The sequence below is a fragment of the Streptomyces sp. NPDC005303 genome (assembly GCF_040607335.1).
Lineage (GTDB): Bacteria > Actinomycetota > Actinomycetes > Streptomycetales > Streptomycetaceae > Streptomyces.
This window is the reverse complement of sequence record NZ_JBEXGM010000010.1, coordinates 123,721-144,351: the sequence shown is the minus strand read 5'-3', so window position 1 is coordinate 144,351 and position 20,631 is coordinate 123,721. Positions and strand designations below refer to the sequence as shown.

Genomic DNA, 20,631 nt, shown 5'->3' with positions numbered 1-20,631 from the left:
CCGTCATTTCACTTACGGAACAAGGGAGTATCCGTGGAGAACGCAGGACAGCTGTCACGACGTCAGATCCTGGCCGCCGCGGGATTCATCGGCCTGGCCACCCTCACCGGCTGCGGCAGCGGCGACGACGGAGGCGACTCCAAGGACCTCTCCAAGAAGCGGAACGGCGCGATGAAGGAGTACCAGGCCGGTCAGCAGTTCAAGGCCGGCAAGGCGCTGTCCTTCTCCATGCTGCACAACGACAACCCGGTCTACCCCCTCAAGAACAACTGGCTGTTCTGGAAGGAGGTCACCAAGCGCACCGGGGTCACCATCAAGCCCCTCGACGTCCCGCTGGCCGACTACGAGAAGAAGCGCAGCGTCCTCATCGGCGCGGGCGACGCCCCGTTCATCATCCCGAAGACGTACCACCCCGGCGAGGTCGCCTTCGTGTCCTCCGGCGCGATCCTCCCGGTCAGCGAGTACGTCGACCTCATGCCCAACTTCCGGGACAAGGTGAAGAAGTGGAAGCTCGAGCCCGAACTCGACTCCATCCGCCAGTCCGACGGCAAGTACTACCTGCTGCCCGGCCTGCACGAGAAGCCGAAGTCCGGCTACTCGCTGTCCTTCCGCACGGACATCCTCGACCGGCACGGACTGGCCCTGCCCACGACATGGGACGAGGTGTACGACGTCCTCAAGGCACTCAAGGCGCAGTACCCGGACAAATACCCCTGGACGGACCGCTGGAGCACCAACACCCCCTTCCCGTGCGGGGCGTTGTTCCAGTATCTCGGCCAGGCCTACGGGGTGAAGGCCGGCTGGGCGTACGACAACATCAGCTTCGACACCAAGGCGCGGAAGTTCGTCTTCACCGCGACCCAGGACGCCTACCGGCAGATGATCGAGTACCTGAGAAAGATCGTCGCCGAGAAGCTCCTGGACCCCGAGAGCTTCACCCAGCAGGACGACCAGGCCGTGCAGAAGCTGCTGGCCGAGAAGTCCTACGTGATCAGCGCCAATCCCCAGGAGCTGGTGCAGAACTACCGCTACAACCTGGACAAGCAGGTCAAGGGCTCGAAGATCGAGATGGTCCCGGTGCCACTCGGCCCGGCGGGACCGATCCTGCTGAGCGGCGTCCGGCTGGAGAACGGCGTCATGATCTCCAGCAAGGCCCTCAAGAGCGCCGACTTCGTCGCGATGATGCAGTTCGTGGACTGGCTCTGGTACTCCGACGAGGGCCAGAAGTTCTGCAAGTGGGGCGTGGAAGGCGTCACTTACACCGAGACCGGCGGCAAGTACACGCTGAAGCCCGGGATTTCCCTCATGGGCTCCGACCCCGACGCCCCCAAGGACCTCCAGAAGGACTTCGGCTTCTTCAACGGCGTGTTCACCTACGGCGGCAGCTGGGAGCTGGTGTCCTCCAACTTCGGCCCGGACGAGAAGAAGTTCCAGGACGTCATGTCCCAGCGCAAGGAACTCCCCGTCGACCCGGCCCACCCCCTGCAGTCCTTCGAGCAGGAGCAGGCGACCCTCTGGGACACACCGCTCAAGGACCACGCCATCCAGAACACCCTCCAGTTCGTGCTCGGCAAGCGGCCGATGTCCGAATGGGACGCGTACGTGTCCGAGCTGAAGGCGAAGAACATGCAGCAACTCATCGACCTGCACAACAAGGCGTACGAGCGGTTCAAGAAGGAGAACGGGTGATCCACCGCGTCCCCGCCGAGCCCTCCGGCCCCTTCTCCGACGCCTGGCGCCACTGCGTCGGCACCGGGAGGATCGAACTCGCCCTTCGCCGCGACTACCAGGACTCCCTGAAGCTGCTCCAGCGCGAGATCGGCTTCCGGTACATCCGAGGGCACGGCCTGCTGAGCGACGGCATGGGAGTGTACCGGCCGTACGAGTGGCCCGAGGGCATCCGAGGTGTCCGCCACTCATTCACCTACGTCGACCAGGTCGTCGACGCATGTCTGGAGCTCGGCATCCGGCCCTTCATCGAACTCGGCTTCATGCCCTCGGAGTTGGCGTCGGGGAAGCAGACGGTGTTCTGGTGGCGGGCAAACGTGACCCCGCCCCGGGACATGGGGGAGTGGGCAGACCTGGTCCGGGCGACCCTCAGGCACCTGGTCGACCGGTACGGCCTCGCCGAGGTGCGCACCTGGCCCATCGAGGTGTGGAACGAGCCCAACCTGCGCGACTTCTGGGAGGGCGCGGACGAGAAGGCGTACCACCGGCTCTACGAGGTGACGGCGGGCGCGGTGAAGGAGGTGGACGCGGATCTCCAGGTGGGCGGCCCCGCGATCTCACCGGCCTCCGACGAGTGGCTGGACCGCTTCGCCGAGTTCGCCGCAGAACGCGACGTCCCGGTCGACTTCGTGTCGAAGCACGCCTACACCTCGGGCCCCGCCCAGCACGTCCCCTTCGGCGCCCATCAGATCCTGGCACCCGCCGAGGACCTCCTGGACCAGTTCGCCACGCCCCGCGAGCGGCTGAAGGGCACCCGGCTCGCCGGACTCCCCGTCCACATCACGGAGTTCAACTCCTCCTACCGCCCCGACAACCCGGTCCACGACACCGCCTTCCACGCCGCGTACCTGGCGCCGGTCCTCGCCCGCGGCGGCGACCACGTCGACTCCTTCTCGTACTGGACCTTCAGCGACATGTTCGAGGAGGAGGGGCCTCCCACGGCGATCTTCCACGGCGGCTTCGGCCTGCTCACCCACCGGCAGATCAGGAAACCGGCGTACCACCTCTACTCCTTCATGGCCCGCATGGGCCCCGACCTGCTCACCCGGGGCGCCGACCACCTGGTCACCCGGCACCCCGACGGCCGGGTGACCGTCCTCGCCTGGGCGCCGGTCGACGCGAGCGGTCAGACCCCGGGGCCCGAGCGGCACCGGCTGCGCCTGTCGGTGCCGGTGCGGGGGGCAAGGGAGGCGTTCGTACGGCGGTCCGTGGTCGACGAGGAGCACGGCAACGCCCGCACGGCCTGGCAGCGGATGGGCAGCCCGCGCTCACCCGGCCGGCACCAGCTCGACGTACTCCACGAGGCCGCCGAGCCGGGCCGACAGCACCTGCGGCTGCCGGTCGAGGACGACCGCGCCGAACTGGACCTGACACTGGCCCGCCACGAGATCACCCTCGTGGAGGTGAGTCCGGTCGTGGACGAGGCACCGGAGTGGTGGGACGAACGCCGACTGCTGGGCAGGGAGCCGCAGTGAACGGGGTGAGCCGGGACAGCCGGGTGCGGGCGACAGCCGGCCGCACCCGGGCCGGGGCCCACGTCACCCCGGCCACCGACCGACCCGACACCGCCCCACCCGGCCGATCCGCAGGGCGACGACCGCAGGGAGACCATGAACCCCCCGCCGCCTCCGCCGGCACCTCCTTCGGCCAGGGCTCCCTCTCCCGTGCCGCAGCCCTCATCCACACCCTCGTCACCGTCGAGGCCCTGCTCCTCGTCGCCGCCTCCCCGGGCCTGGCGGGACTTCTGCTGCTGGGCCCCGCCCCCGCCAACCTCCCCTTGGCCGCCGTATGCCTGCTGCCCCTCGGCCCCGCCACGGCCGCCGCCCTGTACGCCCTCCACCACCGCGACCGCGACCTCGCCGACCTCCACCCGGCCCGTTCCTACCGGCGCGGCTGGCGGCTCAACGCCGTCCCCGCTCTGAAGCTGTGGGCGCCCCTGCTGGCCTGGCTCACGGTCATCGCGTTCACGCTGACCCACTTCACCGCCACCGGACTGCCCGGCTGGTGGGCGGTGCTGCTCGCGGCGATCGGCGTCGGCTCCCTCCTGTGGGGCGCGCACGCGCTCGTCCTCACCGCCCTGTTCGCCTTCCGGGCCAGGGACACCGCACGTCTCGCCGGCTACTTCCTGTTCCGGCACGGCCGCGCCACCCTCGGCGCCGCCTCGCTGCTCGTCCTGACGGCCGCCGGGACCGCCGTGCTGACCGAGGCCCTGCCCGCCCTGCTCGCGGCCCCGCTGCTGCTGTCCCTGCTGCACAGCAGCCGTCAGGTGATCGCCGAGACCCAGGAGGACTTCACCGAATGACCCCGTCGAGCTCCAAGATCCCCTACGGCGGCGACTACAACCCCGAGCAGTGGCCCGAGGAGGTCCGGGACGCGGACCACCGGCTGTTCACCCGGGCCGGCATCGACACCCTCACCGTCGGAGTCTTCTCCTGGTCGCTCACCCAACCCGCCGAGGACACCTACGACTTCACGGTCCTCGACGGCATCCTGGACCGGGCGGCGGCCGAGGGCCGACAGGTCTGTCTGGCCACCGGTACGGCCGCCCTGCCGCCCTGGCTCGCGCACACGTACCCCGAGGTCAACCGCACCGACTTCGAGGGCCGTCGGCACCGCTACGGACAGCGCCACAACTTCTGCCCCAGTTCACCGGTGTACCGCCGACTCGCCACGGAGATGGCGGCACGACTCGCCGAACGGTACGCCGACCACCCGGCGCTGCTCGCCTGGCACATCAACAACGAGTACGGCGGCGTCTGTTACTGCGACCTGTGCGCCGACGCCTTCCGGGACTGGCTGCGGGACCGGTACGTCACCCTCGACGCCCTCAACGACGCCTGGTGGACGACGTTCTGGTCGCACCGCTACACCGACTTCGCCCAGATCGAGCCGCCCAGCGCCCTCACCGAACACTGGCGGGGCCCCGACCACACCGCCTTTCAGGGCATCACGCTCGACTACTTCCGCTTCACCACCGACGCGCTGCTCGGCTGTTTCCTCGCCGAGAAGGAGGTGATCCGCGCCCATGATCAGGTCACCCCCGTCACGACCAACTTCATGGGCATGTTTCGCCCCCTCGACTACCACCGCTGGGCACCGCACCTCGACTTCGCGTCCTGGGACAGCTACCCGCCCCTGGACGCCCCGCCGACCTGGACCGCCCTGGCCCACGACCTGATGCGCGGCCTCAAGGACGGCGCCCCCTTCTGGCTGATGGAGCAGACCCCGTCCACGACGGCCTGCCGTGACGTCAACCCCTTGCGCAGACCGGGAGAGCTGCGCCTGGCCACCTTCCAGGCGATCGCCCACGGCGCCGACGCGGCCCTCTACTTCCAGCTGCGCGCCTCCCGGGGAGCCTGCGAGAAGTACCACGGAGCGGTCATCGGCCACGCGGGCCGCGACGACACCCGGGTGTTCCGCGAAGTGGCCACGCTGGGCGGTGAGTTGGAGCAGCTCGGCGACGCCTCCCTCGGGGCCCGCACCCCGGCCCGCACCGCCCTGCTCTTCGACTGGGACAGCTGGTGGGCCCTGGAGATCTCCGACGGTCCCTCCCGGCTGGTCAGGTACCAGGAGGTGGTCCACGCCTACTACCGGGCCGCCCGCGAGGCAGGCGCCGACGTGGACGTCGTCCCGCACACCGCCGACCTCACCCCGTACGACGTGGTCCTCGCCCCCGCCCTGCACATGGTCAAGGGCGACCTCGCCACCCGCCTCGAAGCGGTGGCGGAACGCGGCGGCACGGTCCTCGCCACCTTCCTCTCCGGCCGCGTCGACGAACACGACCGGGCTTTCCTCGCCGATGTTCCCGGCCCCCTCGCGCCCCTGATGGGCATCCGGATCGACGAATGGGACTCCCGCCAGGCGGACTTCGCCCAGCCCGTTCCCGAACTGGCCTCGGAGGGGCGGCTCGTCTTCGAGATCGTGCGCCTCCGGGGCGCCGAGACGATCGCCACCTATGGCTCCGACTTCTATGCGGGGACCCCCGCCGTCACCCGCAACCAATACGGGCAGGGCCAGGGCTGGTACGTCGCCACGGCTCTCGACCAGCCCGGCGTGGACCAGGTGGTACGCCGCGTCCTGTCGCGCCACGACCTCATCGGCCCGTACGCCGACCACGAGGGTCTGGAGGCGGCCACCCGAACAGCCCCCGACGGCACCCGCCTGCTCTTCCTTCTCAACCACACGGCGGAACCAGCCAGGTTGAGTGCTCACGGGGCAGCCACCGACCTGCTCACCGGCAAACAGGTGGAGGCCGGGGCTCCTTTCGCCCTCGACCCGCGGGGTGTCGCGGTCCTGCGCCTTCCATAGGCGGCTTCAGAAGATGGTCCGCCCCCGCTCGTCTGGCACCCCGGACTTGCGGAAGAAGTAGCTGTTGACCTGATCCCGCCACTCGCGGGCACTCCGGAGCTGCTCCTCGAACCGCTCCGCCACCCGCGCGTGACGCGCCGGGTCCACGAGGCCCGCCAGCGAGGCCCACACCTCCCGGGCCGCCTCCACCTCCGCCACACCCGCGAAGTGCGTGTCGTAGATGTGCTGGATCACTCTCTTACCGCTGTGCAGCGTGTGTCCGTACGACACATGGTGGAAGAACAGCAGCAGCTCGTCCGGGCAGGTCTCCACAGACTCGTACACCTCGGCCCAGGGCTTGGCGTACTGCCCCGCGTACCCGGTCCCGCCCGCCACGCTCCGGTCGACCCCGACACCGTCCCGGTCGGCGAAGTGGTAGGTGCCCCACGGGCTGTACTCGTAGCCGTCGACGCTCGGCCCGTAGTGGTGCCCCGGCTGGACCATGAACCCGACACCGAGGGGAGCGGTGTACTTCTCGTACGTCCGCCACGAACCGTCCAGGATCGAGCGCAGCCCCGCCGCGAGCCCGGGGGCGCTCCCGAAGGTGAGCCGGATCCATTCGTCGAGGAACCGATGCGGATCGCCGCTAGGCTCCCAGGCCAGCCGCCCGAACGTGTACAGGTTCGCCTGGGCCAGCGGATGCCCGGTCCAGAACGGGTCGTCCCCGACGTTGGACACGGCGACGAGCCCACCGCGCGCCAGCTCACCGACCGTGGACTCCCCGTCGATGCCGAAGCGCAGCACCTCGCTCCACATCGGCCCCAGCCAGCACACATGCCGCTGCTGCCCGGTGTACTCCTGGGTCGCCTGGAGCTCCACCGCCAGCCGCGTGCCCGGCATCGCCCCGATCAGCGGGGAGACCGGCTCGCGCACCTGGAAGTCCATCGGCCCGTGCTTGACCTGGAGGACGGCGTTGTCGGCGAACTGCCCGTCCAGCGGCACGAAATGGTCGTACGCGGCCCGCGCCCGGTCGGTCGAGCGGTCCCGCCAGTCCTGACGGTGGTCGTAGACGAAGGCCCGCCAGTGGACCGTGCCGCCGTACGGTTCCACGGCGGCGGCCAGCGTGTTGGCGCCGTCGGCATGCGTGCGCCCGTACGCGAACGGGCCCGGCTGTCCCTCCGAATCGGCCTTCACCACGAACCCCCCGAAGTCGGGGATCAGCGCGTACACCCGGGAGGCAGCCGCGGCCCACCACGCCGACACGCCCGGGTCGAGCGGATCGGCCGTCGGCAGACCGCCAAGGACCATCGGCGCGGCGAAGGTCACCGACAGATGGACACGTACCCCGTACGGCCGCAACGCGCCCGCGATGTCGGCCACTTCACGGATCCGGTCGGTCAGCAGCCGCGCCTCCGCCGCGTGCACGTTGACGTTGTTGACGGCCACGGCGTTGATCCCGCAGGCCGCGAGCAGTCTGCCGTACGCCCGCACCCTGTCCAGGTCCCCGCGCGCCCGCCCGTCCTCCCAGAACAGCGACCCGCCGGCGTATCCGCGCTCCACCTGGCCCATGACCGGGTGCACGGCCACGTTGTCCCAGTGGTCCAGCATCCGCAGCGCCAACCGCGGCTCATGGACGACGGGTTGAGCCTCGTCGAGGAAGGCCGCCTCCCCGAGGCGTACGACGTGGAAGAACCCGTACAGCAACCCGCGCGCGCCGGACGCCGTGACGGTCGTACAGCCGTCACGGCGTCCGTACCCGAACCCCTCGGAGCCGTCCTCGTCGTTCAGCTCCAACACCAGGTCGCAGGGCCCGGGTTCACGCGAGACACTCCCGCCGAACCGCTCGCAGGCCGCCGCCACCTCACCGTGGACGGTGTCCACCAGCGGACCCGAACCACGGATCACGGTCCGCCGGGTGCCGATCGGCCGGAACGCCCCGTCCGGCAGCCAGGCCGGATCGACACCCTGCATGAGACCCCCAACGCTCCTGCTCAGGCGAGCAGTTCGACTTCCGAGACCACCGCCTCGCCGTCGAACACGAGACGGTACTTCCCGTACGTACCCGCAGACCTCACGGAGAACGCCCGTGTCTGCCGGTCCCATGCGAAGGACTCACCGGACCGCTGGTCGAGGGTCTTCCACTCGGTCCCGTCGTCCGAGCCCTGGAGCGACCAGCCGGTCGGGGCCCTCGTGTGGTCCGACGACGAGGTCACCGTGTACTGGACCCCCCTGACCGCACCGGACACCGGAAGGTCCACGGAGGTCACGGTCGCGTCCGTGGCCGACGTGTTGTCGAACAGCGCCCCGTCCCCGGCGAGCACGTCCGCACGTGGCGTCGGCACCTCGTCGTCCTGGGTGATCGACACCGGAGCAGCGTCCTTCCCGGTGCCCCACTTGGACGGCCGCGGACCCATGTCGAAGTCCAGGACGGCACCCTTGGACAGGACCGCGTGGGGGAGCGAAGTGGACCTCCAGGGCTTCCCGTTGACCCTCAGGCCCTGCACGTACACGTTCCGCGCGCTGTTCTTCGGCGCCCTGACCACCAGGTCCCGGCCGTTCTCCAGATGGACCGTGGCCTTGGTGAACAGCGGTGAGCCGACGGCGTAGTCGCCGCTGCCCATCACCAGCGGGTAGAAGCCCAGCGCCGAGAACAGGTACCAGGCCGACTGCTCGCCGTTGTCCTCGTCCCCGTGGTAGCCCTGCCCGATCTCGCTGCCGACGTACAGCCGCGACAGCACCTCGCGGACGTTCTGCTGCGTCTTCCAGGGCTGGCCGGCCGCGTCGTACATGTAGTTGACGTGGTGGGCGACCTGGTTGGAGTGGCCGTACATGCCCATCCGGACGTCCCGTGCCTCCGTCATCTCGTGGATGACACCGCCGTAGGAGCCGACGAAGTCCGGCGAGGCCGTCTCGGGCGTCGTGAAGTACTGGTCCAGCTTCTCGGCGAGCCCGGAGCGGCCGCCGTACAGGTTGGCGAGGCCCCGGCTGTCCTGCGGGGCGGTGAAGGCGTAACCCCAGCCATTGGTCTCGGTGTAGTCGTAGCCCCACACCCGCGGGTCGTAACTCGACGACTCCACACGCCACTTGCCGTCGGCGTCCCGGCCCTGGAAGAAGCCCGCCTTCTTGTCGAAGAGGTTCACATAGTCCTGGGCCCGGTTGAGGAAGTACGCCGACTCCTCCTTGTAGCGCTTCTCGCCGGTCCTCGCGTACAGCGCCTGACCCATCCGCGCGATGCCGTAGTCGTTGAGGTAGCCCTCCAGTGCCCAGGACAGGCCCTCGTGGGTGTCGGTGCTGGTGTAGCCGAGGAAGGGCGAGGTCTCCATGCCCTTGCGGCCCACGCCGGAGGAGGGGGGCGCGACCGTGGCGTTCTTCAAAGCCGCGTCGTACGCCGACCTCGCGTCGAAGTCGACACCCTTGACGTACGCGTCCGCGAACGCGACGTCGGAGGAGGTGCCGGTCATCAGATCCGCGTACCCGGGGGAGGACCAGCGCGAGGTCCAGCCGCCGTCCTTGTACTGCTGGACGAACCCGTCGACCATCTCGCCCGCCTGAGAGGGCGTCAGGAGCGAGTACGCCGGCCACGTGGTCCGATAGGTGTCCCAGAAGCCGTTGTTGACGTACACCTTGCCGTCCACGATCTTCGCCCCGGTGTGCGTCGGAGTGTCCGGAGAGGGCATCGGGGAGAACGGGGACGCGTACTGGTACTTCGAACCCACCTTCTCGAAGCCGGAGTTGGGATACAGGTACAGCCGGTACAGGCTGGAGTACAGCGTGGTCAGCTGGTCCTGTGTGGCGCCCTCGACCTCGACCTTGCCGAGCAGCCGGTCCCACTGTCCCCGGGCCCGGTCGCGGACCTTCTCGAAGGAGGTGCCGTCCGGGATCTCCTGGCGCAGGTTGTCCTTCGCCTGGTCGAGGCTGATCAGCGAGGTGGCGAGCCGCAGGGTGACGGTCCGGTCGCTGCCCGCGTCGAAGCGCAGATAGCCCTTCACCCCACTCGCGGAACCGTCCGTGACCGGCCGGTCGAAGACGCCGTAGACGAAGAGCCGGGTGGCGCCGGTCGACAGCCCGGACTTCACGTCCGAGTACCCGGTGATCACCCCCGCGTCCTTGTCGAGGGTCAGTCCCGCCTGGTCCGTCACGTTGTCGAACAGCACGCTCGCGTCGTCGCCCGGGTAGGTGAAGCGCAGGGCAGCCGCGTGATCGGTCGGCGCCATCTCCGTCTTCAGCCCGTTCTCGAACCGCACCCCGTAGTAGTACGGCCGCGCGGTCTCGTTCTCGTGCCGGAAGGCCAGCTCCCGTGCCTCCCGGCCGGTGTCCGGGGTGCCGGAGGCGGTGGACGGCATCACCTGGAAGGTCTGCCGGTCACCCATCCAGGGACTGGGCTCGTGGCTCGCGCTGAACGCCTGGATCGTCGGCAGATTGTCGTCGTTGTTCGCACGTGCGTAGTCGTACAGCCAGCTCAGCGAGGACGCGTTGGTCACCGGCGTCCAGAAGTTGAAGCCGTGCGGCACGGCCGTCGCCGGGAAGTTGTTGCCGCGCGAGAAACCGCCGCTGGACTGGGTGCCGCGGGTGGTGAGCGCGTAGTCGGACAGATGCGCCCTGGGCTCCTCGGGCGCGGCCCGCTCCAGCGTCACGTCGTCCAGCCAGCCCCGGAACTTCGCCGGCCCGCTCGGGGAGTCGTACGCGACGAGGATCCGGTCGACGGTCTTCCCGGCCGCGACCGACCCGATCCGCGAGACCACGTTGTTCCACTGGTTGACGTAGAGCGCCTTCGAGGCGCCCTGTCCCTGCGGCGAGAGCGTGAACCCGTGCTGGTCGCGCGCGCCGAGACCGCTCAGGAAGGTGCCGTCGGTGAAGGCCAGGTCCACGGAGACGTTCGTCGCGTCGTAGTCCCGGTCACCGTCCGCCATCGACGGGAAGATCCGGTACGACAGCCGGGTCAGCGGGTCCACCGCCACGTTCACGTCGAAGACCTTGTTGTACGAGTACGCCCGCCCCTGTGCGGTGTGCCGACCGGCGTAACGCAGAGCCCTCTTTCCGGTGAATCCGGCGCCCGCCTTCGCGGTGGGCGATCCGCTCGGGCCGCGGTCGACGAGCGAGAGCATGTCCTGCGGGACCGGCCCGTCGCTCCCGCCCGTGGAGAACTGCACGTCGGCCAGTTGGAGGATGCCGGAGGCGCCGTTGTTGCGGGTGATGTCCAGCCGGAAGTGCTGGTATTCGGCCGGATCCTGGATGTCGTACGAATTTGTCCGGAACCGTTCGGCGAAGGTCTCACCCGAGCGGGTGTCGAGGGTCTTCCAGTCCCTGCCGTCCGTCGAGCCCTGGAGTGTCCAGTCCCTGGGGTCGCGCTCGGCGAAGTCATTGGCCGAGGTCAGCGCGTAGGTGACCACCTTGGCCGGCTTGTCCAGGTCGAACTCGGCCCAACCGGTGCTCTCGAAGGCCAGCCACTTGGTGCCGGGCTCACCGTCGACGAGGTTCTCCTTCACCTCGCCGCCGCCGGTGTTCTCCGCGCTCGCCTGGACATCCGTGACGTGGTCGGTGATGTTGCCCGGGATGCCGGTGCTGTAGCCGCCGTCGACGCCGGAGGACCTGCCGCCGTCGACGCTGTTGATCCAGTCGGGGGCGGGATCGCCCGCCTCGAAGGAGGTGGCGAACCCCTGATCGGCCTGAGCGGCGGCCTCGGGCAGGGCGACCGCCGCGCCCTGCGAGCCCACCGTCACGGCAAAGGCGGCCGTGAACACGACCGCCGCACTCCGTCTGAGCCGAGTTCTGTACCGATGCATCGGCGAGTACCCTCTCCCTGCACAAGGACGGACAACGTTGTCACCAATTCCGTGCAAGGATCAGTAGTGGCCCAAGTGGACAGTGATGTCAAGGGTGTTGCCTGTGGCATTCGGGGCCTATGTCGTGGATTTTTCCGGCAAGCTTCGCACAGGCCGCTCATATTTCCGCGAGGTCTCAACTAGAGAACACCCATGGCCAACATTGCGTTCGATCTTGCTCCGCCGACCGGAAGTGGACTATACCTGTCGGCGATTCACCCCTCTTGCACGAACCTCTTGCACGAACCTCTTGCACGAACCTCCTGCACGAACCTGCTTGACCTGACCGCGGTGCCGGGGAGGATCCGGTTCACCGCCTGAGTCCTGGAGAAGGCGAGGACTTGAGCATGGGATCCACTTCCGCCGAGAACAGCAACAACGGCAGCGCGGGTGTAGGCCGCCGCGATCTGATCAAGCGGTCGGCCGCACTCGGTCTGATCTCCGTCCCGACCATGAGTTTCCTGTCCGCCTGCGCGAGCAGCGGTGGCGACGACAGCGGCGACAAGGCCAAGGCGGGCAAGAAGACCGCGAAGAACCCCCTGGCCGTCAACGAGACCGCGCAGATGGAATTCGTCCTGTTCGACGGCGGTTTCGGCAAGGAGTACGCCGAGGACGCCGTGAAGATCTACGAGAAGAACTTCCCCAAGGCCAAGGTGAAGTTCTCCGCCACCCAGAAGATCCAGTCCACGCTCCAGCCCCGCTTCAACCAGGGCACCCCGCCGGACCTGATCGACAACTCCGGCGCCGAGCAGATGGACATGGGCGTGCTGGTCGGCAAGAACCAGCTCGCCGACCTCACCCCGCTCCTGGACGCCCCGTCCTACGACGACCCGAACAAGAAGGTTCGCGACACCCTGCGCCCCGGCATCGTCGAGATGGGCCAGTTCGACGGCGACCCGGTGTGGATCATGTACTACGCGTACACGGTCTACGGCGTCTGGTACTCCCAGAAGGCCCTCGACTCGCTCGACGAGCAGTACCCGGAGACCTGGGACCAGATGCTCGCGGTGTGCGCGAAGGCCAAGAAGAAGGGCATGGCGGGCTGGACGTACGCGGGCAAGTACCCGTACTACCTCCCCTTCTCGCTGTACCCGATGATCGGCAAGGTCGGCGGTGTCGAGGTCCTCGACGCCATCGACAACCTGGAGCCGAACGCCTGGAAGAACCCGGCGGTCAAGGCGTGCTTCGACGCCTACTACGAGCTCTACAAGAAGGGCTACGTCCTCAAGGGCACCCCCGGCCTGGACCACATCCAGTCCCAGACCGCCTGGGCCCAGGGCAAGGCGCTGTTCATCCCGAACGGCTCCTGGGTGGAGAACGAGTCGGCCAACGTCATCCCCAAGGACTTCGACCTCGCGGTCTCCGCGCCCACCGGCATCGACTCCTCCGACAAGATGCCCTTCGGCACCATCTGGGCCTCCGGCGGTGAGCCCTTCATCGTCCCGGCCAAGGCGAAGAACACCGCGGGCGGCATGGAGCAGCTGCGCATCATGCTCAGCGAGGCGTCCTCGAAGAACTTCACCTCCAAGGTCAAGTCCCTGACCGCCTACAACGGCGGCACCGAGGGCATCACCCTCACCCCGGGCCTCAAGTCCGGTGTGGCGGCGCTGAAGCTGGCCGGCGACAACGTGGTGAACCCGCGTCTGCAGGACTGGTACGTCCAGCTCCAGAAGGAGCAGATCGGGGTGGCGGGCCTCGGCGAGATGATGGCCGGGCGGCTCACTCCGGCGGAGGCCATCAAGAAGATCCAGGGCTTCGCCGACGCGGCCGCGAAGGACTCGTCGATCAAGCACTACAAGCACCAGTAACGGCAACGGAGCGGCGATGCAGCACGGCAAGTACCGGTTCATCGTGGGGTTTCTGGCGCTGCCCCTGGGACTGTACGCGCTATTCGTGGTCTGGCCGTTCATCCAGTCCATCTACTACTCGTTCACGGACTGGACCGGCCTGAGCCCCGAATTCAAGATGGTCGGCCTGGACAACTACCGGAGGATGCTGGACGACGAGATCTTCTGGAAGTCCTTGCAGCACAGCTTGATCTTCGCGCTCGTGCTGCCGCTGGTGACGATCAGCCTGGCGCTGTTCTTCTCCTTCATGATCAATGTCGGCGGCCGGAAGAGAAGGGGAGGCCCGGTCGTCACCGGTGTCCGGGGCTCCTCCTTCTACAAGATCGTGTATTTCTTCCCGCAGGTCCTCTCGATCGCGATCGTCGCCCTGTTGTTCGCTTTCGCGTACAACCCGGACAGCGGTGCCATCAACTCGATCCTGCGCGGAATCGGCCTCGACAGCGTCCAGCCCCTGTGGCTGGGCGACCCGAGCCTCGCCCTGTGGGCCGTGATGGCGGTCCTCGTATGGTCCACGGTCGGTTTCTTCGTGGTCCTGTTCAGCGCCGGTATGGCCTCCATCCCGGCGGACCTGTACGAGGCCGCGCTGCTCGACGGGGCGGGGCGCGCCAGTACGTTCTTCCGGATCACGCTGCCGCTGCTGTGGGACACCGTGCAGTCCGGCTGGGTCTACATGGGCATCCTGGCCCTCGGCGCCGAGTCGTTCGCGGTCGTACAGATCATGACGACCGGGCCCGGCGGTCCCGACTACTCGACCACCGTCATGGTCCTGTACGTGTACCAGAAGGCGTTCCGTGACGGGCAGGCCGCCTACGCCACCACCATCGGCGTCGCCCTGCTCGTCGTCACGCTGGCGTTCGCCGCCCTGGTGATGCGGCTGGGCCGGCGCGAGCGGCTGGAGTACTGATCAGATGAAGACGACCGAAACCCCCGTACCGGCCGAGTCCGGTGCTCCCGTCGCCAAGATCGACACCCATGACCGGCCGCCCCGGAAGGAGAAGCGGGACGGCGGCGTCCTCAACGTCTTCTCGCACGGAATGCTCATTCTGTGGGCGTTCATGGTCGTGATGCCGCTGCTGTGGGCGGTGATGACGTCCTTCAAGGACGACAGCTCCATCTTCAACTCGCCCTGGGCGCTGCCGGACAAACTGCACTTCGACAACTGGTCGCGAGCCTGGACCGACGCCAACATGAGCGACTACTTCCTCAACACCATTCTGGTGGTGGCGGGTTCGCTCATCGGCACCCTGGTGCTCGGCTCGATGGCGGCGTATGTGCTGGCCCGGTTCGATTTCCCGGGCAACCGGTTCATCTACTTCCTGTTCATCGGCGGCATGAGCTTCCCGATCATGCTGGCGCTGGTCCCGCTGTTCTACGTCGTGAACAACATGGGCCTGCTGAACACGATCCACGGGCTGATCCTGGTCTACATCGCCTACTCACTGCCGTTCACGGTCTTTTTCCTGACCGCGTTCTTCCGTACGCTGCCGACCTCGGTGGCGGAGGCGGCCTTCGTGGACGGGGCCTCGCACTCCAGGACGTTCTTCCAGATCATGCTGCCGATGGCCAAGCCGGGCCTGATCAGCGTGGGGATCTTCAACTTCCTGGGTCAGTGGAACCAGTACATGCTGCCGACGGTGCTCAACACCGACCCGGACAAACGGGTGCTGACCCAGGGGCTGGTCCAACTCGCGGCCAGCCAGGGCTACAAGGGTGACTGGTCGGGCCTGTTCGCCGGTCTGGTGATGGCGATGATCCCGGTTCTCGTGGCCTACATCATCTTCCAGCGACAGGTGGTGGCCGGGCTGACGGCGGGCGCTCTGAAGTAGTCCTGGGCCGCCCGCACGGGCGTCACCCCTTCAAGATCCGGATCTTGAAAGGGCGGCGCCCCTTCGGCATGGGCAAGAGCGCGGATACTGTTCAACCTCTTGACGGGAGGCGACCCTAACGGCTCAGCTTAGAGTTCACTAGTTGGACATAGGCGGGGCCTCATCGCTGCGGTCCCGCGCGCAGGAGGTCGTCGTGGAGACTCCGGGGTCGCAGTCGTCGCTGCACCGAGCCAACCTGGAGCGGGTCGTAAGGGCCGTCCGGCTGGCCGGGTCGCTCACGCAGGCGGAGATCGCGCGGACCACGGGACTGTCCGCCGCGACCGTCTCCAACATCGTCCGCGAGCTCAAGGACGGCGGAACCGTCGAGGTCACGCCCACATCGGCGGGTGGCCGACGGGCTCGCGCGGTCTCCCTGAGCGGAGACGCCGGCATCGTCATAGGGGTGGACTTCGGGCACACCCATCTGCGCGTCGCGGTCGGGAACCTCGCCCACCAGGTGCTGGCCGAGGAGTCCGAGCCGCTGGACGTGGACGCCTCCTCCACCCAGGGCTTCGACCGGGCGGAACAGCTGGTCAACCGGCTGATCGAGGCGACCGGCGTGGACCGCTCCAAGATCGCCGGGGTGGGCCTCGGCGTGCCCGGCCCGATCGACCTGGAGTCCGGGTCCCTGGGCTCATCCGCCATCCTGCCGGGCTGGATCGGCACCAAGCCCGCCGAGGAGCTCCAGGGGCGCCTCGGCGTGTCCGTGCACGTGGACAACGACGCCAACCTCGGCGCCCTGGGCGAGCTGGTCTGGGGCAGTGGCCGTGGGGTCCGCGACCTGGCGTACATCAAGGTCGCGAGCGGTGTGGGCGCCGGGCTGGTGATCAGCGGCCAGATCTACCGGGGCCCGGGTGGCACAGCGGGAGAAATCGGGCATATTACTCTTGATGAGTCCGGCCCCGTCTGCCGTTGCGGCAACCGCGGCTGTCTGGAGACCTTCGCGGCCGCGCGCTATGTGCTTCCGCTGCTCCAGTCCAGTCACGGCACCGATCTCACCATGGAAGGCGTTGTTCGACTCGCGCGGGACGGAGACCCTGGCTGCCGTCGGGTGATCGCCGACGTCGGCCGACACATCGGCAGTGGAGTCGCCAATCTCTGCAACTTGCTGAACCCGAGCCGAGTCGTCCTGGGCGGTGATCTCGCCGAGGCCGGTGAGCTGGTGCTCGGTCCGATCAGGGAGTCCGTCGGCCGCTACGCGATCCCGAGTGCGGCACGTCAACTGTCCGTACTTCCAGGGGCACTTGGAGGTCGGGCGGAGGTGCTCGGAGCGCTCGCCCTCGCCCTCAGCGAGATGGGTGATTCGACCCTTTTGGACAGCACGCTGCACGCTGCGGCGCCTGCGTTCACTTAGAGAACGCGGGACGTCGTTGCCATCTCGTTAAGTATTTACTTCTTGACGTCGCACGTGTGGCCGAGTTGACTTCCAGCCACCTCGGCCGCAACGACGCGGCCTCGTCAGGGAGGTTTCTCAAGTGAACACGCTCATGCGTCGTGCCGCCGTGTCCGTCGCGATTTCGGCGCTCGCCGTCTCGGTCGCCGCCTGCGGCAAGGCCGGCGACGACAACAGCGGCAGTGACAGCAGCAGCTCCGGGTCCGGCGGCAAGTCGATCGGCCTGCTCCTGCCCGACAACGTCACCGCGCGGTACGAGAAGTTCGACAAGCCGTACTTCGAGGACAAGGTCAAGGAGCTGTGCAGCGACTGCACCGTCTCCTACGCCAACGCCGCGGCCGACCCGGCCAAGCAGGCCCAGCAGATGAGCAGCATGGTCACCAAGGGCGTCAAGGTGATCGTGGTCTCGGCGCAGGACTCCGCCGCCATCAAGTCCTCCATCGCCTCCGCGGTGAGCAAGGGCGTCAAGGTCGTCGCGTACGACCGTCTGGCCCAGGGCCCGGTCTCCGCGTACGTCTCCTTCGACAACGTCAAGGTCGGCGAGCTCCAGGGCCAGGCCCTGCTCGACGCCCTCGGCTCCAAGGCGACCCCCAAGGCGAACGTCGTCATGATCAACGGTGACGACGCCGACCCGAACGCCGCCCAGTTCAAGGAAGGCGCGCACAAGGTCCTCGACGGCAAGGTCAAGATCGCCTACGAGCAGTCCGGCCTGTGGAAGGACACGGTCGCCGCGCAGAAGGTGTCCGCGGCCATCACCCAGCTGGGCGCCAAGAACATCGCGGGCGTCTACGCCGCCAACGACGGCATGGCCGGTGGTATCGCCAACACCCTCAAGGGCGCGGGCATCAGCAGCATCCCGCTGACCGGTCAGGACGCCGAGCTCGCCGCCATCCAGCGGATCGTCGCCGGCACCCAGTCCGCCACGGTCTACAAGGCCTACAAGCCGGAGGCCGACACCGCCGCCGAGCTCGCGGTCAACCTGCTCCAGGGCAAGGACATCAAGTCCCTCGCCGACACCGAGGTCACCAGCGGCTCCGGCGACAAGGTCCAGGCGAAGCTCCTGACCCCGGTCTCGGTCACCGTGAAGAACATCAAGGACACGGTCGTCAAGGACGGTCTGTACACCGTCGCCGACATCTGCACCCCGGACTACGCGGCCGCGTGCAAGAAGGCCGGCCTTCAGTAGCACCCGCTGAGCCCCGGGGCGCGTCCTTCGACGGGACCCGCCCCGGAAGGCAGGCACAGAGCCTGTCCGGCGCCCGCACCGCCTTCATACCCCGCTGCGGGGCGGGCGCCGGACGGAAGCATGGCGGACGCAGCCGTTGCCAAGAGGCATCGGCCGCACGCATGTTCGACTTGTAAATCCGTGCTGACAGCACAACCTTTAAGCAAGTGCTAAAAGCACAACCCCTCCGCGCCTTACCCCAAGCGCGGCATCCCCGCCGGTCAGGCGGCGAAGGAGATGGTTAACGTGTCCGCTACGCCCGTGCTGGCGTTGCGCGGAGTCTCCAAGCGATTCGGTGCGGTGCAGGCCCTCACCGACGTCGAACTGGAGGTCCACGCCGGAGAAGTGGTCGCCCTCGTCGGCGACAACGGCGCAGGAAAGTCCACGCTGGTCAAGACGATCGCCGGTGTCCACCCCATCGATGAGGGAGTCATCGAGTGGGACGGCAACCCGGTCAGCATCAACAGGCCCCACGACGCCCAGGGACTCGGCGTCGCGACGGTCTACCAGGACCTCGCCCTGTGCGACAACCTGGATGTGGTCGGCAACCTCTACCTCGGACGTGAGCTGCTGCGCCGCGGCGTCATCGACGAGGTCACGATGGAGCAGAAGGCCCGCGAGCTGCTGAGCACGCTGTCCATCCGCATCCCGAGTGTGCGCATCCCGATCGCGAGCCTGTCCGGCGGTCAGCGCCAGGTCGTCGCCATCGCGCGCGCCCTGATCGGCGACCCCAAGGTCGTGATCCTGGACGAGCCCACCGCAGCCCTCGGTGTCGAGCAGACCGCGCAGGTCCTCGACCTGGTCGAGCGGCTGCGCGAGCGCAACCTCGGCGTCATCCTCATCAGCCACAACATGGCCGACGTGAAGGCCGTCGCCGACACCGTCGCCGTGCTGCGTCTGGGCAGGAACAACGGTTCCTTCTCGGTGAAGGACACCAGTCAGGAAGAGATCATCTCCGCGATCACCGGTGCCACGGACAACGCCGTGACCCGTCGCGCGGGGCGTCGCAGCACGGAGGCCGCGAAGTGAGCGACACATCCAAGGTTTCCAAGGCGGACGCCGGCACCGAGGGCCAGACCACCGTCGCCCCCGCCGACGACCCCACCGCCGCGCCGGTCTCGGTGGTAGACCCCCGGCTGCTGGTCCGCGAAGAGGGCTTCAAGGGCTACTGGACCGAGTTCACGCGCAAGGTCAAGGGCGGTGAGCTGGGCTCGCTGCCGGTGGTGATCGGCCTGATCGTCATCTGGGCGATCTTCCAGTTCCAGAACGACCGCTTCCTCAGCGCCGACAACCTCTCCAACATCAGCTACTACATGTCGGCCACCGGCATGATCGCCATCGGCCTGGTGTTCGTGCTGCTGCTCGGCGAGATCGACCTGTCGGTCGGTTCGGTCAGCGGCCTGGCCTCCACCCTGTTCGCGGTGTGGGTCGTGAACCACGGCATGAACGTCTGGCTGGCGCTGGTCCTGGCGATCGTCATCGGTATCGCCATCGGCTCCCTGCACGGCTGGTTCTTCGCCAAGGTCGGCGTACCGGCGTTCGTCGTCACCCTGGCCGGTCTCCTCGGCTGGAACGGTCTGATGCTGTGGCTGCTGGGCTCCAGCGGCACCATCAACATCCCGTCCGACTCGGGTCCGATCCACCTGTTCGGCCAGAGCTCGTTCTTCATGAACCAGGCCATCATCGGCGCGTACCTGCTGGCCGGCCTCGCCGTCGTGCTGACGCTCGTCGGCAACTTCGGCGAGCAGCGGCGCCGCAAGGCCGCGGGCGTGCCCTTCCGGCCGACCAGCGAGATCCTGGTGCGCGTCGGTGCGCTCGCCGTCGCGTCCTTCCTGGCCGCCGCCGTGCTCAACAACGCGGCCGGTGTCTCCAACTCGCTGGTGATCTTCCTGGCGGCCCTGGTGATCGTCGACTTCGTGCTCCGCCGCACCACGTACGGCCGTCAGGTCTTCGCGGTGGGCGGCGGCATCGAGGCCGCGCGCCGTGCCGGTATCAACGTGCCGATGGTCCGTATCACCGTGTTCGCCATCTCCGGCGGGTTCGCGGCGATCGGCGGTATGTTCTTCGCCGGTCAGACCGCGAGCGCCACGCTCAGCGCTGGCGGCGGCAACACCCTGATGCTCGCCATCGCGGCGGCCGTCATCGGCGGTACGAGCCTCTTCGGCGGCCGCGGCTCGGTGTGGTCCGCCCTCCTGGGCATGCTGGTCATCCAGTCCATCACGACCGGTCTGGACCTGCTGAACATGAACGCCTCGATCCAGTACATGATCACCGGTGGTGTTCTGCTGGGCGCGGTCGTCATCGACTCGGTGTCCCGCAGGTCTCAGAAGGCCGCGGGTCGCGGATAACACCGCAGGGCAGCGCCCCTCCAGGTCGATCGTCTTGCCCGGCACCCACGAGGTGCCGGGCAAGATTGTTCTCGCGGAACATTAGACTCGACACGCCCGGCAAAGCTCGATCAGCT

13 protein-coding genes are annotated in these 20,631 nt (G+C 68.0%); 11 read left to right on the top strand and 2 right to left on the bottom strand.

The window, feature by feature from the left end; translation table 11 throughout:
- Positions 1-33: 33 nt before the first annotated feature.
- The 4 genes from ABZT93_RS17355 (at position 34) to ABZT93_RS17340 (ending at position 6,036) form a co-directional block, all read left to right on the top strand.
- Positions 34-1,689, top strand: a complete 1,656-nt coding sequence (locus ABZT93_RS17355; RefSeq protein ID WP_356105113.1) for an extracellular solute-binding protein — start codon at positions 34-36, stop codon at positions 1,687-1,689.
- Positions 1,689-3,203: a xylan 1,4-beta-xylosidase gene (locus ABZT93_RS17350; RefSeq protein ID WP_356105367.1), complete on the top strand. Its 1,515-nt coding sequence runs from the start codon at positions 1,689-1,691 to the stop codon at positions 3,201-3,203. The genes ABZT93_RS17355 and ABZT93_RS17350 overlap by 1 nt, the downstream gene beginning before the upstream one ends.
- A 203-nt stretch (positions 3,204-3,406) precedes the next feature.
- The gene (locus tag ABZT93_RS17345) at positions 3,407-4,030 is read left to right on the top strand and encodes a hypothetical protein (RefSeq protein WP_356105365.1); all 624 of its coding nucleotides are present in this window, start codon (positions 3,407-3,409) and stop codon (positions 4,028-4,030) included.
- On the top strand, positions 4,027-6,036 hold the full coding sequence (locus tag ABZT93_RS17340) for a beta-galactosidase (RefSeq protein ID WP_356105110.1): 2,010 nt from the start codon (positions 4,027-4,029) through the stop codon (positions 6,034-6,036). The genes ABZT93_RS17345 and ABZT93_RS17340 overlap by 4 nt, the downstream gene beginning before the upstream one ends.
- A 6-nt stretch (positions 6,037-6,042) precedes the next feature.
- On the opposite strand, the gene ABZT93_RS17335 is transcribed toward ABZT93_RS17340, so the two are convergent.
- Both ABZT93_RS17335 and ABZT93_RS17330 read right to left on the bottom strand, forming a co-directional pair.
- Positions 6,043-7,986, bottom strand: coding sequence for an alpha-glucuronidase (locus tag ABZT93_RS17335; protein ID WP_356105108.1), 1,944 nt, complete (start codon positions 7,984-7,986; stop codon positions 6,043-6,045).
- Between the two features lie 20 nt (positions 7,987-8,006).
- On the bottom strand, positions 8,007-11,798 hold the full coding sequence (locus tag ABZT93_RS17330; protein WP_356105105.1) for a GH92 family glycosyl hydrolase: 3,792 nt from the start codon (positions 11,796-11,798) through the stop codon (positions 8,007-8,009).
- 386 nt (positions 11,799-12,184) lie between these two features.
- Between ABZT93_RS17330 and ngcE the strand changes: the two genes are divergently transcribed.
- The 7 genes from ngcE to ABZT93_RS17295 all read left to right on the top strand — a co-directional run bounded on the left by ngcE (position 12,185) and on the right by ABZT93_RS17295 (position 20,515).
- A complete protein-coding gene (gene ngcE / locus ABZT93_RS17325) occupies positions 12,185-13,645 on the top strand; it encodes an N-acetylglucosamine/diacetylchitobiose ABC transporter substrate-binding protein (RefSeq protein ID WP_356105102.1) in 1,461 nt (486 codons plus the stop codon).
- A 16-nt stretch (positions 13,646-13,661) separates the two neighbouring features.
- Entirely contained in the window at positions 13,662-14,588 is a 927-nt protein-coding gene (locus tag ABZT93_RS17320; RefSeq protein WP_356105099.1) for a sugar ABC transporter permease, read from the top strand.
- 4 nt (positions 14,589-14,592) lie between these two features.
- Positions 14,593-15,510, top strand: a complete 918-nt coding sequence (locus ABZT93_RS17315) for a carbohydrate ABC transporter permease (protein WP_356105097.1) — start codon at positions 14,593-14,595, stop codon at positions 15,508-15,510.
- A 193-nt stretch (positions 15,511-15,703) separates the two neighbouring features.
- On the top strand, positions 15,704-16,903 hold the full coding sequence (locus tag ABZT93_RS17310; RefSeq protein ID WP_356105094.1) for an ROK family transcriptional regulator: 1,200 nt from the start codon (positions 15,704-15,706) through the stop codon (positions 16,901-16,903).
- A 133-nt stretch (positions 16,904-17,036) separates the two neighbouring features.
- The gene (locus ABZT93_RS17305; RefSeq protein ID WP_356105362.1) at positions 17,037-18,128 is read left to right on the top strand and encodes a substrate-binding domain-containing protein; all 1,092 of its coding nucleotides are present in this window, start codon (positions 17,037-17,039) and stop codon (positions 18,126-18,128) included.
- 276 nt (positions 18,129-18,404) lie between these two features.
- Positions 18,405-19,196: an ATP-binding cassette domain-containing protein gene (locus ABZT93_RS17300; RefSeq protein WP_356105092.1), complete on the top strand. Its 792-nt coding sequence runs from the start codon at positions 18,405-18,407 to the stop codon at positions 19,194-19,196.
- The gene (locus ABZT93_RS17295; RefSeq protein WP_356105089.1) at positions 19,193-20,515 is read left to right on the top strand and encodes a sugar ABC transporter permease; all 1,323 of its coding nucleotides are present in this window, start codon (positions 19,193-19,195) and stop codon (positions 20,513-20,515) included. Before ABZT93_RS17300 ends, ABZT93_RS17295 begins: the two co-directional genes overlap by 4 nt.
- Positions 20,516-20,631 lie beyond the last annotated feature (116 nt).